General features: G+C 61.0%; 14 protein-coding genes. 12 read left to right on the top strand and 2 right to left on the bottom strand.

Annotation, left to right across the window (positions count from 1 at the left end):
- Positions 1–87: 87 nt before the first annotated feature.
- The 7 genes from PDO_RS29200 to PDO_RS21995 all read left to right on the top strand — a co-directional run bounded on the left by PDO_RS29200 (position 88) and on the right by PDO_RS21995 (position 7,110).
- Entirely contained in the window at positions 88–498 is a 411-nt protein-coding gene (locus PDO_RS29200) for a hypothetical protein (protein WP_007607052.1), read from the top strand.
- Positions 499–500: 2 nt separating this feature from the next.
- Entirely contained in the window at positions 501–878 is a 378-nt protein-coding gene (locus PDO_RS29205; RefSeq protein ID WP_007607053.1) for a response regulator, read from the top strand.
- A gap of 259 nt (positions 879–1,137) precedes the next feature.
- Entirely contained in the window at positions 1,138–2,967 is a 1,830-nt protein-coding gene (locus PDO_RS21975) for a potassium/proton antiporter (RefSeq protein ID WP_007607054.1), read from the top strand.
- A gap of 107 nt (positions 2,968–3,074) precedes the next feature.
- Complete coding sequence (locus PDO_RS21980) at positions 3,075–4,277, top strand: phosphoglycerate kinase (RefSeq protein ID WP_007607055.1); 1,203 nt, start codon at positions 3,075–3,077, stop codon at positions 4,275–4,277.
- Positions 4,278–4,572: 295 nt separating this feature from the next.
- The gene (locus PDO_RS21985) at positions 4,573–5,469 is read left to right on the top strand and encodes a fructose bisphosphate aldolase (RefSeq protein ID WP_007607056.1); all 897 of its coding nucleotides are present in this window, start codon (positions 4,573–4,575) and stop codon (positions 5,467–5,469) included.
- A 271-nt stretch (positions 5,470–5,740) separates the two neighbouring features.
- The gene (locus tag PDO_RS21990) at positions 5,741–6,166 is read left to right on the top strand and encodes a PACE efflux transporter (protein WP_007607057.1); all 426 of its coding nucleotides are present in this window, start codon (positions 5,741–5,743) and stop codon (positions 6,164–6,166) included.
- A gap of 32 nt (positions 6,167–6,198) precedes the next feature.
- Entirely contained in the window at positions 6,199–7,110 is a 912-nt protein-coding gene (locus tag PDO_RS21995) for a PhzF family phenazine biosynthesis protein (protein WP_007607058.1), read from the top strand.
- Here the strand turns inward: PDO_RS21995 and PDO_RS28665 are convergent, their stop codons facing one another.
- On the bottom strand, positions 7,111–7,272 hold the full coding sequence (locus PDO_RS28665; RefSeq protein WP_192814385.1) for a hypothetical protein: 162 nt from the start codon (positions 7,270–7,272) through the stop codon (positions 7,111–7,113).
- Positions 7,273–7,448: 176 nt separating this feature from the next.
- On the opposite strand from PDO_RS28665, the gene PDO_RS22005 reads away from it, so the two are divergent.
- The 4 genes from PDO_RS22005 to PDO_RS22020 all read left to right on the top strand — a co-directional run bounded on the left by PDO_RS22005 (position 7,449) and on the right by PDO_RS22020 (position 11,034).
- Positions 7,449–8,741, top strand: a complete 1,293-nt coding sequence (locus PDO_RS22005; protein ID WP_007607060.1) for an MFS transporter — start codon at positions 7,449–7,451, stop codon at positions 8,739–8,741.
- Positions 8,738–8,932 (top strand): DUF1192 domain-containing protein, encoded by a 195-nt coding sequence (locus PDO_RS22010; RefSeq protein WP_007607061.1) that lies wholly within the window; start codon positions 8,738–8,740, stop codon positions 8,930–8,932. The genes PDO_RS22005 and PDO_RS22010 overlap by 4 nt, the downstream gene beginning before the upstream one ends.
- Before the next feature lie 362 nt (positions 8,933–9,294).
- Positions 9,295–9,810, top strand: coding sequence for a protease adaptor protein RcdA (gene rcdA, locus PDO_RS22015; RefSeq protein WP_007607063.1), 516 nt, complete (start codon positions 9,295–9,297; stop codon positions 9,808–9,810).
- A gap of 156 nt (positions 9,811–9,966) precedes the next feature.
- Positions 9,967–11,034, top strand: a complete 1,068-nt coding sequence (locus PDO_RS22020) for a patatin-like phospholipase family protein (RefSeq protein WP_007607074.1) — start codon at positions 9,967–9,969, stop codon at positions 11,032–11,034.
- An 89-nt stretch (positions 11,035–11,123) separates the two neighbouring features.
- Here PDO_RS22020 and rpmE read toward each other — a convergent pair whose 3' ends face one another.
- The gene (gene rpmE, locus PDO_RS22025; protein ID WP_007607076.1) at positions 11,124–11,345 is read right to left on the bottom strand and encodes a 50S ribosomal protein L31; all 222 of its coding nucleotides are present in this window, start codon (positions 11,343–11,345) and stop codon (positions 11,124–11,126) included.
- Positions 11,346–11,535: 190 nt separating this feature from the next.
- On the opposite strand from rpmE, the gene PDO_RS22030 reads away from it, so the two are divergent.
- The gene (locus PDO_RS22030; RefSeq protein WP_007607078.1) at positions 11,536–13,338 is read left to right on the top strand and encodes an ABC transporter transmembrane domain-containing protein; all 1,803 of its coding nucleotides are present in this window, start codon (positions 11,536–11,538) and stop codon (positions 13,336–13,338) included.
- Positions 13,339–13,438 lie beyond the last annotated feature (100 nt).

Here is a 13,438-nt window from a genome sequence, read left to right on the forward strand (position 1 = left end):
GACCGCGCGCAGGACGCTGTCTGACCGCATCGGNGTCCTCAGCTAGCCCATGATGCGATCATCAAGGGTGGCAACGGGTCTTCCAGGGTGGGCGACCTCGTCGCACAGATGATTTCGCTGCACGACGATCCCAACGCGCCGCGGATCTCGACATCGGGTCCCAACCTCAAGATTGGCTCGCGGTCGTCGCTGTCGCTGTCGCTCATCCTGCACGAACTTGCGACCAATGCGCTGAAACATGGGGCGCTTTCGGTCCCGGAAGGCCGCGTCAACCTGACATGGGGGGTCATGGGTCCCCATCAGGACCGCTTCGACCTTGTCTGGAGGGAGAGCGGCGGCCCGCCGGTCATCAGTCCCGTCAGCGAAAGCAGCGGCACGCGCCTGATAAAGGCGGGGCTTGCCGGCACGGCCGACTGCAAGGTCGAGTTCACCTATGCCCCGGAGGGTTTCAACTTAATCATTTCGGCGGAACTGGCCGGATTTCAACAAGAGCATTGATCGTGGCACAGGCACAAAAAACGCGTTTACTGGTGGTGGAAGACGATGGTTTGATCCGGCTCGACCTGGTCGATATCCTGGTGGATGCAGGCTTCGATGTCATCGATGCCGCCAATGCCGACGAGGCCATGGTGGTCTTTCAAAACAGCCAGGACATCGCCGCCCTGCTGACCGATATCGACATGCCGGGGTCGATGAATGGATTGGAACTGGCAAACCGCATTCATGGCCAGGCGCCCGCCTGCAAGATCATCGTCATTTCCGGCCGCTACCACCCCGACACGGACCTGCTTCCATCCGGATCGAGATTTCTCACCAAGCCTTTGTCAGAAGCCGCCGTCGCGCGCCTATTTGCAGACCTCGAACTCCGGCCGCATTAAGCCGTGATACGACCACAATGCCCGCTTCGCCGGCTTCAATAAGGCATTCTTTCCCATGTCTTTTTTGAAAGCCGCCCTACTCTCATCATGATTTCCTGACATCCCTGTTCCTGCCGTTCGGCACTCCTGTTTGTTCTTTTAGAAAACATGTCTCCCGGCACAAAACGGGGCGATGCCAACCTGCCTCGGTTTGACAGCCTCGGCATGGCGCAGGACACTTGGCGGCGTATGATCGGATGTGCGGCAAGAGGGTAAGGGATTGGACGAATTTTATGCGGTCACCTTGGTGGCGACAGCGCTTGTTCTTCTGGCTGCCTTTTCGAGCCTGATCGCCTTCCGCTTCGGCGCACCGCTGCTTCTCCTTTTCCTGCTGATCGGCCTGGGCGCCGGCACCGACGGTCTCGGTATCGAGTTGTCCAACTTCTCCCTCGCCTACGTCATCGGTTCGGTCGCGCTTGCCATCATCCTGTTCGACTCGGGATATGGCACATCACTGCAATCCTTCAGGCTGTCGGCATCGCCCGCACTGACGCTGGCGACCATCGGGGTGCTCGTCACCACCCTGTTGTTCGGCCTCGCCGCCCATCTGCTGCTCGACCTGACCTATCTCGAAGGCCTGCTGCTCGGCGCCATCCTGGCCTCCACCGATGCAGCCGCCGTCTTCTTCCTGCTGCGCATCGGCGGCATCAATATCCGCGACAAGGTGCGCTCCACGCTCGAAGTCGAATCCGGCACCAACGACCCGATGGCGATTTTTCTGACCATCGCGCTTGTCGAACTGATCTCGAGCGGCGCCGGCTATAGCGGCCTTGATCTCGAACTGCTGCTGCTGTTCCTCAAGCAGATGGGCCTTGGCCTCGTCGTCGGGCTGATCGGCGGCGCGGTCATCGTCTTCGTCCTCAAGCGCATGCAGGTCGAGCGCGGTCTGGCGCCGATCTTCCTGCTGGCGCTCGCCCTGATGATCTTCGCGTTCACCGGCACCATTGGCGGCAGCGGCTTTCTCGCCGTCTATGTCGCCGGTATCTATGCCGGTTCGCGCAAGCTGCCGGCGACCACGTCGATCAGCCGCTTCCAGGACGGCATGACCTGGCTCGCCCAGATCATCATGTTCCTCGTGCTCGGCCTGCTCGCCACACCCTCGCAATTCCTCGACATCCTGCTGCCGGCCATCGTGCTCGGCCTGTTCCTCGTCTTCATCGCCAGACCGCTCGCCGTCTGGCTCTGCCTCCTGCCCTTCGACTTTACCCAGCGCGAAACCGGCTTCATCGCCTGGATCGGTTTGCGCGGCGCGGTCTCGATCCTGCTCGGCATCGTGCCGGTCATTGGCCATCTGGAAAACAGCCATACCTATTTCAACACCGCCTTCATCGTCGTGATGATCTCGCTGGTCGTGCAGGGCTGGACGATCAAGCCGGTCGCCAAGAAGCTCGGCCTGATCATCCCGCCGCGCATCGGCGCCATCGACAAGGTCGAACTCGATCTGCCCGGATCGGCCAATCACGAACTGCTCGCCTACCGCGTCGTCGCCGGCAGCCCGATCCTGGGCGGCGAGCGCATTCCGCGCTGGGCCATGCCCTCGCTGGTCATTCGGGACGGCAAGTCGATGCGCTACCAGTATGCCGGCCGCCTGCGCGAGAACGACAATGTCTATCTCTTCGTCGTGCCGGCCTATGCCAAGCTGCTCGACCGCCTCTTTGCTTCGGCAGCCCCTGTTGCCGAGGATGACGGCGAGTTCTTCGGAACCTTCGCAATCGCGCCGACAACCCTGGTCCAGAACCTCGACGATGCTTATGGCCCGCTTTCGGTCAGCGATTCGGAGCGCGGCAAGACCGTCGCCGAACTGATCATCCAGCGCCTTGGCGGACGCGGCGAATATGCCGATCGGGTGCGCCTGGGCACGATCGTGCTGATCGTGCGCGACATCGATGAACTGGGACACATCGCATCCGTCGGGGTTTCCATGGAGCCCGTGGCCCCGGCCACCACGCTGCCGATTTTCCTGAATATTCGTGAACTGGCCCATGCCCTGCGCGACTATCTGCGGCGCAAGCGTGCCGCGCGCATCGCCGAAAGCCAGGTGGAAAAATAGTCTTTTGATCGCCTTGCGTCACCCTGCGGGCGGTGTAAGGTCCGGCCCGACATACCAGTGATGACTGGTATTGACCCAGTTCAACCGCAATAACGACGGGTATTTCCATGCCGGCTTTCAAGACACTCGACGATCTCACCGACATCGCAGGCAAGCGCGTGCTTGTGCGCGTCGACCTCAACGTGCCCGTCACGGACGGCAAGGTCTCGGACACCACCCGCATCGAGCGCGTCGCCCCGACCATCAAGGAACTGTCGGAAAAGGGTGCCAAGGTCATCCTTCTTGCCCATTTCGGCCGCCCCAAGGGTGAACCGGTCGCCGACCAGTCGCTGTCCCTGATCGCCCCCTCCGTCGAGGAAGTGCTCGACCAGCGCGTCGCTTTCGCGGTCGATTGCATCGGCGAAGCGGCAACGGCAGCGATTGCCAAGATGGACAACGGCGACATCCTGCTGCTGGAAAACACCCGTTTCCACAAGGGCGAGGAAAAGAACACGCCCGAGTTCACCGCCGAACTGGCCAAGAACGGCGACATCTATGTCAACGACGCCTTTTCGGCAGCCCACCGCGCCCATGCGTCGACCGAAGGTCTCGCGCATTACCTGCCGGCCTATGCCGGCCGCACCATGCAGGCTGAACTCGAAGCCCTGGAAAAGGGCCTCGGCCAGCCGACCCGCCCGGTTGTTGCCATCGTCGGCGGCGCCAAGGTCTCGAGCAAGATCGACCTGCTCTCCAATCTGGTGACCAAGGTCGATGCGCTGGTGATCGGCGGCGGCATGGCCAACACCTTCATCGCCGCCCAGGGCATCAATGTCGGCAAGTCGCTCTGCGAGCATGACCTGGCCGACACCGCCCGCGCGATCATGGAAACCGCCAAGGCCGCCGGTTGCGCCATCGTTCTGCCGGTCGACGGCGTGGTCGCCCGCGAATTCAAGGCCAATGCCGAAAACGAGATCGTCGACATCGCCGCCATCCCGGCCGACGCCATGATGCTCGATGTCGGTCCGAAATCGGTCGAGGCGATCAATGCCTGGATCTCCAAGGGTGCGACCCTGGTCTGGAACGGCCCGCTCGGCGCGTTTGAGATCCCCCCCTTCGACACGGCAACCGTCTCGGCGGCAAAACATGCCGCCGAAGAGACCCGGGCCGGCAATCTCGTCTCCGTCGCCGGCGGCGGCGATACCGTCTCGGCGCTCAACCATGCCGGCGTTGCCCACGACTTTTCCTATGTCTCCACCGCCGGTGGCGCCTTCCTCGAATGGATGGAAGGCAAGGAACTGCCGGGCGTTGCCGTTCTGACGGCGTCGAAATAAACGCAAAAATCGCCGGCGCGGCATGGAACGAATGTCGCGCCGGTGTATCATTTAAAAAACTTTGAATTTTCAACCGATTGAAATGATTTCAATCGTTTCAATAGTTTAGGCTACCATTTTCCCACCACGGAAGTTCTGTTATCGCCGGTATCATCTTGGTTTTCCAAGGCTGGAAACACCTGAAGGTTTCGAAGAAACCGATCCGGAGTCTGATCAGCAGCCCTTGCTGCTTGATCGCAAAACAGTGAACATACGTGAGCGCGCTAGGCGCCATGTCCAGGGATAGGAGTCAGATATGGTGGACGCAAAGATGTTGAACAAGATCAGCTCGGCGCCAGGTTTCATTGCGGCGCTTGACCAGAGCGGCGGTTCGACACCCAAAGCGTTGAGCCTCTACGGCATCTCCGAATCAGACTATCAGGGCGACGAGGAGATGTTTCGCCTGATGCACGAGATGCGCGTCCGCATCATGCGCGCGCCTGCCTTTACCGGTGACAAGATCATCGGCGCCATTCTGTTCGAGCGGACCATGGACGGCGAGGCTGAAGGTCAGGCTGTTCCGACCTATCTCTGGGAAAAGCGCGGCGTCGTGCCCTTCCTCAAGATCGACAAAGGTCTCCTCGACGAGGAAAACGGCGTCCAGATGATGAAGGCGATGCCGGATCTCGATGCACTTCTGATCCGCGGCCGCGAAAAGGGCATTTTCGGCACCAAGATGCGGTCCGTGATCGCCAATTCCGACAAGGCGGGCATCGCAGCCGTCGTCAAGCAGCAGTTCGAAGTGGCCCGCCAGATTATCGGCCAGGGCCTCATCCCGATCGTCGAGCCGGAAGTCTCGATCAAGAGCCCTACCAAGGCGGAAGCCGAAGCCATTCTGCGCGACGAGATCGCCAACCATCTCGACAAGCTCCCGGCCGGAGAAACCGTCATGCTGAAGGTGACGATCCCGACGGTTGCCGATTTCTACACGCCGTTGGCCGCGCATAAGCAGGTCGCCCGCGTCGTCGCCTTGTCCGGCGGCTACAGCACGGCCGATGCCTGCGAAAAGCTCAGCCACAACCACGACATGATCGCAAGCTTCTCGCGTGCCCTCACCGAAAAGCTGCGCGTCTCGATGAGCGATGCCGAATTCAACGCCAGCATTGCCGATACGATCGACCGGATCTACGCCGCGAGTGTCAGCAAGGTCTGACCTCAACTGTCCGGCTCAGGGCCCGGCTTGACCGCCGGGCCTATTTCCATTGGGTGAGAATTGAAAACAGCATGCTTGCCTGTATCACGAGGATGGCGCCTCGCTCGCCCCGGTGTGGTAAAGGCGACACCCGAAGCATGGATGTGCTGCCGCGCTAAACCACTCACCCTTGTCCCCGCCACCCGTCCGTCCTATATGAACTGTTGAGGACGACCTCCCCACTATGGGCACGATTGCGGGACGACCCGGCTATCATTTCCGGGAGTATCCCATGCGTACCACCAGCGACCGTATCCGCCACGCCATCAGCTTCGAGCTGATCGGCCTTGCCATCGTCATCCCGCTCGGCGCGCTCGCCTTCGCAATGCCGGTTTCCGATATCGGCGTCGTCGGCATTGGCAGCGCCACCATCGCGACGCTCTGGAACTATCTCTACAATATCGGCTTCGATCACCTGATGCAGCGCTTTCTCGGCACGACGCAGAAAACGCTTGTCGTCCGGGTTCTGCATGCCGCTGCCTTCGAGGCCGGGCTTCTACTGGTGCTGATGCCCTTCATCGCCTGGTATCTCGGCATCAGCCTGTGGCAGGCACTGGTGATGGACGTCGCGTTTGCGCTGTTCTACATGGTCTATGCCTTCGTCTTCAACTGGACCTATGACCGTGTCTTCCCGGTCGCGGCCTGGCAGACGCACTGAAACCCGAAGATCCAGCCAAGGCCGGAAAACCCATGCGCGAAATCCCCTTCGTCACCGTCGATGTCTTCACCAGTGAGCGCTTCTCCGGCAATCCGCTGGCCGTCATCACCGATGCAAGGGGATTGAGCGACGCGGACATGCAGAAGATCGCCACTGAATTCGGCTATTCCGAAACGACCTTCGTCCTGCCGCCGAAAGACCCGGCCAACAGCGCGGAAGTCCGTATCTTCACGCCGGTGACGGAAGTTCCCTTTGCCGGCCATCCGAATGTTGGCACGGCTTTCGTGCTGGCCGGCATGGGTGAACTCTTCGGACAGGTCCTATCCGACCAGTTGATCTTCGAGGAAAAGGCCGGCCTCATCGAGGTCTCCGTTCAACGGGCCGGCCACGGCCAACTTGCAACGACCACCATCCGCGCGCCTGGCCCGCTGACGGTCGGCGCCAGTATTGCGGCTGATGAGATGGCACCCTGCATAGGGCTCGCACCGGCCGACATCGAGATAGCCAGGCATCTGCCGACATTCGCTTCGGTTGGCCTCAAATTCATCCTGATCGAAGTGGCAAACCTCGCCGCCCTCGCCCGCGCCGCCTCGCGCATCGAGCCGATCAGGGCTCTGTGCGAAACCTATGCCGACGAACACTGCGACTGCGCCACCTTCCTCTATACCTGGATTGGCGAGAACCACGTTCGCGCCCGCATGTTTGCCCCGCTGGACAACGTCGCCGAAGATCCGGCGACCGGCAGCGCGTCGGCAGCACTCGGTGCGTTCCTGACGACGCTCGTGCCCGATCCGGAAAGCCGGCCGCTTCTCGTCGAACAGGGCGTCGAGATGGGGCGCCGCAGCCTGATCACACTTCAGGTCAATGTCACGGACGGTCGCTTTTTTGACGTCACCGTCTCGGGCGCCTCGGTCGAAGTGACGCGCGGCACGATCCGTCTCTGATCAGGTCAGGTCGCGCGCCAGAAGCGTGATCGACCAGATCACGAAGGCGACCACCGCAAGCTTCCAGAAATCGCCACGTCGGCGCAAACCCGGCAGGCCGAGCGGTTTGATCACCTGGATGAGCATCGCAAGGATCAAAAAGGCGGAGATGGCTTTGGTCATCATTCTTCCCAGGCGGCCGACACATGCGGCCACAACGCCGTCACTTTTGCCTTCCAGAAAGAAATTCTGCAAGCTGCGGTTCCATTCAGACAACAGTAGGAACATGCATTTACTGTGACGTTGTAGTTCGCGCTCCGCTCGGAAGCCCTGCCAACCCCAATCGACAAGACATTGCCATGAGACGAAATCTTTTGCCGGTTGCGGCCCTCCTTCTGGGCACGCTCTTCCTCTTCCTTGGAAACGGATTGCACGGTCTGCTTCTGCCCGTCCGCGGCGCCGTCGAGGGCTATTCCAACGAAGTGCTCGGCCTGCTCGGCACCTCCTGGGCAACCGGTTTCGTCATTGGCTGTTTCGCCGCCCCGAAACTGGTCATGCGCGTCGGCCATGTCCGGGCCTTTTCCACCTTCGTGTCGCTGATTGCCGTCATCGCGCTGTTGACCGGCATCGTGGTCGACGCGCATTGGTGGGTACTCCTGCGCGCCATCACCGGCTTTTGCACCGCAGGCACCTCGATGATCGTCGAAAGCTGGCTGAACGAGCGCGCCACGAACGAGAGCCGGGGCATGATCTTCTCGCTCTACATCTCGATCACACTGCTCGGCGTGGTCGGGGGCCAGATGTTGGTTGGCGTCTTCGACCCCGAGACCACCATCCTGTTCATGATCTGCGGCATTGTCTATTGCTTCGCCATCATGCCGACGACCATGTCGACGGCCGCAAGCCCGCAGCCCTTGAAATCGGTCAAGATCGATCTGCCGAACCTCTACCGCAATTCACCCGTCTCCTTCATCGGCATCCTGCTCATCGGCATCGCCAATGGCGCCTATGGCACGCTCGGCGCAGTCTTCGGCACCCGTGCCGGGCTTGATGCCGGCACCATCGCCATCATGCTGTCCGTCACCATCTTCCTCGGTGCCTTGATGCAGTTTCCGGCCGGCAAGCTCTCTGACCGCATCGATCGCCGCTATGTGCTGGCGGCCCTTTCGCTGCTGGCCGCGCTGGCCGCCCTGATCCTGCTGATCTTCCGTCCGACCGATCCCGGCATGATGATCCTGTTTGTCGCGATCTATGGTGCAGCCGCCAACGCGCTCTATCCGATCGCCGTCGCCCATGCGAACGACTTCGCCGGAGCCGACGAGTTCGTCAAAGTCTCCGGCGGCCTGCTGCTGCTCTTCGGTATCGGCACGATTATCGGACCGACCCTCGGTGGACCGGTGATGACCTTGATGGGACCCTACGCGCTATTTGCCGTCACGGCGATGGCGCATCTGACGCTGTCCGCCTATGCGATCTATCGCAGCCGCCTGCGGGCAGCGATCCCGGCCGCCGACCGTGAGAACATGCCGAACCTGCCGATCAGCGCCTCGCCCATGGGCACCGCCGAAAGCCTGCAGCTGGATCCACGCGCCACACCTTTGCGCGATCAGGACGGCCAGGAACAGCAATCGGGTGAAGAGGTGCGCGCATGAACTGCGAAGACGAACCACGCCAGGTCAAGACAAACCACGAGATCGGCGCTGAGCTGTCAGCGATCTCGGCCGACGAACTGCGCCAGCGCATCGCGCTGCTGGAGCAGGAAATCGGCCGAATCAGGAGCGAGATCGACCGCAAGGAAGCCGGTCGCAAGGCGGCAGATAGCCTGTTCGGACCCAAAGTATAAAACCTGAAAATGCGATTATTCGCCGAGCTGGTCTGTAAAGATCCATTTCTCCCGAATGAATTTACTTAGCGTTAACTCTTTTCATGGAAACTAAGCTCATCCAGTCCTCCTGGATTCAGGCAGTTTCACCTAACGGCGATGGTCTGATTTTCTCCCTGTTTTACCTTGAGAGCCGCGTTTGCGGCTCTTTTTTTGCTTTGCGCCGTAAAGTAACCGCAAAATTGTGGGAATTAACCCTTCCTTAAGAAACGCCTTGCGCATTTGGGGTATTGGTAGCATCGTAGCCTCACCAAATGCGGCAGGAACAAGATCGCACCGCTGCCGTTACGTACAATAGTGATGCGTTTTACAGGGAAACATCCATGTCGGAACTCGGGTTGAATACGGTTAGCTTCGCCGGTCGCGCAGCGGCATCCAGCCAGTTCAAGGCGACCTATGCCGAGGGCATGGGCCTGGTCGAAGAAACGGCCGCCTACCTCGACGGTCCTGGCCGCGCCGCCGCCAAGGTCCTGCCACGCCAGGCCTCTGTGCTCTACGCAGCCGAATCCATGCGCCTTACCACCCGTCTTATGCAGATGGCCTCCTGGCTGCTGCTGCAGCGCGCCGTCAACAACGGCGAAATGAGCCGCGATCAGGTTCTGTCCGAAAAGAGCAAGGTACGCTTGGATGGCTTCAACGTCGACCGTACGGCACCGGGCTGGCTCGACCTGCCGGAATCCTTCCGTGACCTCGTCGAACGCTCGCTGCGCCTGCAGAACCGCATCGCCCTGCTCGACCGCGAAATCTACCGCCCGCAGGAAGAAGAGTTCCTGCCGGACAATGAAAACAGCGTGCAGGCACAGTTGAACCTGCTGCGCACGGCTTTCAACGCCGGCTGAACCACGCCCGCTTCAAGACGATCTGAAATGATACGATAGCCCGGCATGCGCCTGCATGACCGGGCTTTTTGTTAACCGTGCACCTCAAGGTATTTTCCAGGATATTTACAACTTTAAATAAAGGTGACACTCTCTTGCAATCCAAGGGAGGGCATCATGACGAAGTTCATTCTTTCGATCGACGGCGGCGGTATTCGCGGCGCCGTCCCCGCAGCCGTACTGACCGTACTGGAAGACAAGCTCAAGACCCGCGGCAAGACGCTGCCGCTCTATCGTTACTTCGACCTGATCGCCGGCACATCGACCGGTGCCATCATCGCTGCGGGCCTCACCTGCCCGAAGCCAAGCCATCCCGACCAGCCGGTCGCCAATGCAGCGAAGCTGCTCGAACTGTATCGTAGCAAAGGGCCGGCGATCTTCGATCAGTCCCTGTTCCGCAAACTCGCCAATCTCGGTGGCCTGTTTGACGAACACTATGATGCCACGGCATTGGAAAAGATCCTGATCGACATGCTCGGCAAATCGACGGAGATTGCCCAGGCTTTGACCAAGGTCCTGATCACCGCCTACGACATCCACACGCGACGGGCGGTCTTCATGACCAATGCCGATCCCGAGCATGAGCGCTTCTATTTCTGGCAGGCGGTGCGCGGCTCATCGGCAGCCCCAACCTATTTCGAGCCGGCGCTGGTCGAGGATCTTGCCGCACAGAGCCATGGCGCAGTTCCGTCGATCCCGATGGTCGATGGCGGCGTCTTCGCCAACGACCCGGCCATGGCCGCCTATGTCGAAGGCAGCAAGCTCGGCTGGCGCGACAAGAACGAGGAGATGATCTTCCTTTCGCTCGGAACGGGATCCGCCAACCGCAAGATACCCTACCAGCAAGCGAAGAACTGGGGTGCCGGCGGCTGGATCAGTCCGGCCAATGACACGCCGCTGATTTCCGTCTTCATGCAGGGACAGGCCAGCACGGCGTCCTATCAGTTGAACAAGCTGTTGAACCGCACTCCGCCGAAATTTACCGACGGCGCGACCATCGTCACCATGGCCAATCGCGGCTCGCTGAACTATTTCCGGCTGGACGCGCCGCTCATCGGCGTCAATGATGCGCTGGACGACGCCAGCCCCGGCAATATCAAGGCCCTGATCGAATTCGGCATGACGCTCGCAGCAAAGCACGATCTTGCGCTCGAGGAGGTCGCCGACCGGCTGGCCGCGATCTGACCGGGCGTCCGCTCACCTTGCCAATTTGTGCAACGAAAAAAGCCCGGTAAAAACCGGGCCTTTTTGTATTCTTGCGGAATTCGCAGCGATTAGAGGCCGAGGCCGCCGAAACGCTTGTTGAACTTCGAAAGGCGACCGCCGCGGTCCATCAGCTGCTGGTTGCCGCCGGTCCAAGCCGGGTGCGACTTCGGATCGATTTCGAGGTTCATGGTCGCGTTAGCCGAACCCCAGGTCGAACGCGTTTCATATTCGGTGCCATCGGTCATGACGACTTTGATGACGTGGTAGTCGGGATGGATGTCAGCCTTCATCGCTCTATTCCTGCTGTGCCGGTAGGGTCCATATGCCGCAATTGCGTCAGCGAGACCTATTCAATACATGATGCCGCAGTCCGATCAGGCCACGGCTTCCCAATTCGATGCCGTGCCTATACATGAAGGGCGCAGGGATAACAAGTGCCATGGCACGAAAGCCTGCAAGCACTGTCAGGAGCAATGCCGCGTGACCTTGGAAGCCGAAAACAACGATAAGAAACGCCGCTCTCTGAAGCCGCTCAGCAGTCTCTTGCCCTATTTGAAACGATATCGCAGACTGGTCGCCGGCGCCGTCATCTTCCTCGGCCTTGCCGCGGCCACCACGCTTGCCCTGCCGATTGCCATCCGGCGCATGCTCGATCACGGCTTCAATGCCTCCGACAGCGGCTTTATCAACAAATACTTCGCCATGATGATCGTCATGGCCGTGGTCCTCGCCGTTGCCAGCGCCATGCGCTACTATTTCGTCATCACCATCGGCGAGCGTGTGGTTGCGGATCTGCGTCGCGACGTGTTCGCCCATGTGACACGGTTGTCGCCATCCTTCTTCGACATCAACCAGTCGGGGGAAATCGTTTCCCGCCTGACCGCGGACACGGTTCAGCTGAAATCGGCAGTCGGCGCCACGGCCTCGCTTGCGCTCCGCAATTCGATTCTCTGTCTCGGCGCGATCGCCATGATGATCTACACCAGCCCGCGCCTGTCGATCATGGTGCTGGCCGCAATCCCGATCATCGTCTTCCCGCTGGTTGCCTTTGGCCGCTCCGTCCGCAAGCGCTCCCGCACGGCCCAGGACACCTTGGCCGAGGCCTCCACCTTCGCCGGCGAAATGATCGGCTCCGCCCGGACCTTGCAGGCCTTCAATGCCGAGGAAATGGCGCGCCTGCGTTATGGCTCAGCGGTGGAAAGCGCCTATGAAGCGGCCCGCGCCGCGATCAAGTCACGGTCGCTATTGACCGGCGTCGCCATTGCGCTGATTTTCGGCAGCATCGTCGCCGTCCTCTGGTTCGGCGCGCAAAGCGTATTGGCCGGCACGATGTCTGCCGGCACGTTGGGCCAGTTCCTGCTCTATTCGGTGATTGCCGGCGGCTCGCTGGGCACGCTGTCGGAAGTCTGGGGCGAGCTCTCGCAGGCCTCTGGTGCCGCCGAGCGCCTGACCGAACTGCTCGCCGAGCATCCGGCCATCGCCGCGCCTTTGCATCCCGCAGTCTTGCCGCAACCGGCCGAGGGTCGCGTGACATTCGACGGCGTGCGTTTCGCCTACCCGTCCCGCACAGCGAAGTCCGCCCTCAAGGGCCTGTCCTTCAACGTTGCGCCCGGCGAGACCGTGGCGATCGTCGGCCCGTCGGGCGCCGGCAAGAGCACCATCTTTTCGCTGATCCTGCGCTTCTACGATCCGTCCGAAGGCAGCGTCTATCTCGACGGTACCGATATCCGAACGGTTGATCCGCAGGCCTTGCGCGCCCGAACCGCGATCGTGCCGCAGGACGTCACCATCTTCGCCTCGTCGATCCACGACAACATCGCCTTCGGCACACCGAACGCCGACCGGCGGATGGTCGAGGCGGCCGCGGAAGCTGCCCAGGCGAGCGAATTCATCAACCGGCTGGAGAACGGTTTCGACACCGTGGTCGGCGAACGGGGTATCACCCTGTCCGGCGGCCAGCGCCAGCGCATTGCCATTGCGCGTGCGCTGCTCCGCGACGCCCCGCTCCTGCTGCTCGACGAAGCGACCTCGGCGCTGGATGCCGAAAGCGAGACGCTGGTGCAAAAAGCGCTCGATGGCCTGATGAATAACCGCACGACGATCGTTATCGCCCATCGCCTGGCAACCGTCCTCAAGGCCGACCGCATCCTGGTGCTCGACGACGGCCATATCGTCGAACAGGGGACGCATCAGAGCCTGATCCAGCAGGGTGGCCTCTATGCCAAGCTGGCCCGTCTACAGTTCGAGACCGGCGGACGCGACTTCACCGCCGCGGCGCAATAACGCACCAGCGCAAGACTGCTCGGACGATGAACAGACATGGGTGGATTTTCACCCATGTTTGCGCCCGTTTGGGCAGGAATCCACCCATCCCCCGCCAAAG

Origin of the sequence: Rhizobium sp. PDO1-076 (genome assembly GCF_000247475.1) — a bacterium.
GTDB lineage: Bacteria > Pseudomonadota > Alphaproteobacteria > Rhizobiales > Rhizobiaceae > Allorhizobium.

Excerpts from the sequence above, each read along its gene's own strand:
- PDO_RS21980 (WP_007607055.1), top strand. The coding sequence starts at position 3,075 with ATGCCGGCTTTCAAGACACTCGACGATCTCACCGACATCGCAGGCAAG.
- PDO_RS21985 (WP_007607056.1), top strand. The coding sequence starts at position 4,573 with ATGGTGGACGCAAAGATGTTGAACAAGATCAGCTCGGCGCCAGGTTTC.
- PDO_RS21990 (WP_007607057.1), top strand. The coding sequence starts at position 5,741 with ATGCGTACCACCAGCGACCGTATCCGCCACGCCATCAGCTTCGAGCTG.
- PDO_RS21995 (WP_007607058.1), top strand. The coding sequence starts at position 6,199 with ATGCGCGAAATCCCCTTCGTCACCGTCGATGTCTTCACCAGTGAGCGC.
- PDO_RS28665 (WP_192814385.1), bottom strand. The coding sequence starts at position 7,272 with ATGACCAAAGCCATCTCCGCCTTTTTGATCCTTGCGATGCTCATCCAG.
- PDO_RS22005 (WP_007607060.1), top strand. The coding sequence starts at position 7,449 with ATGAGACGAAATCTTTTGCCGGTTGCGGCCCTCCTTCTGGGCACGCTC.
- PDO_RS22010 (WP_007607061.1), top strand. The coding sequence starts at position 8,738 with ATGAACTGCGAAGACGAACCACGCCAGGTCAAGACAAACCACGAGATC.
- rcdA (WP_007607063.1), top strand. The coding sequence starts at position 9,295 with ATGTCGGAACTCGGGTTGAATACGGTTAGCTTCGCCGGTCGCGCAGCG.
- PDO_RS22020 (WP_007607074.1), top strand. The coding sequence starts at position 9,967 with ATGACGAAGTTCATTCTTTCGATCGACGGCGGCGGTATTCGCGGCGCC.
- rpmE (WP_007607076.1), bottom strand. The coding sequence starts at position 11,345 with ATGAAGGCTGACATCCATCCCGACTACCACGTCATCAAAGTCGTCATG.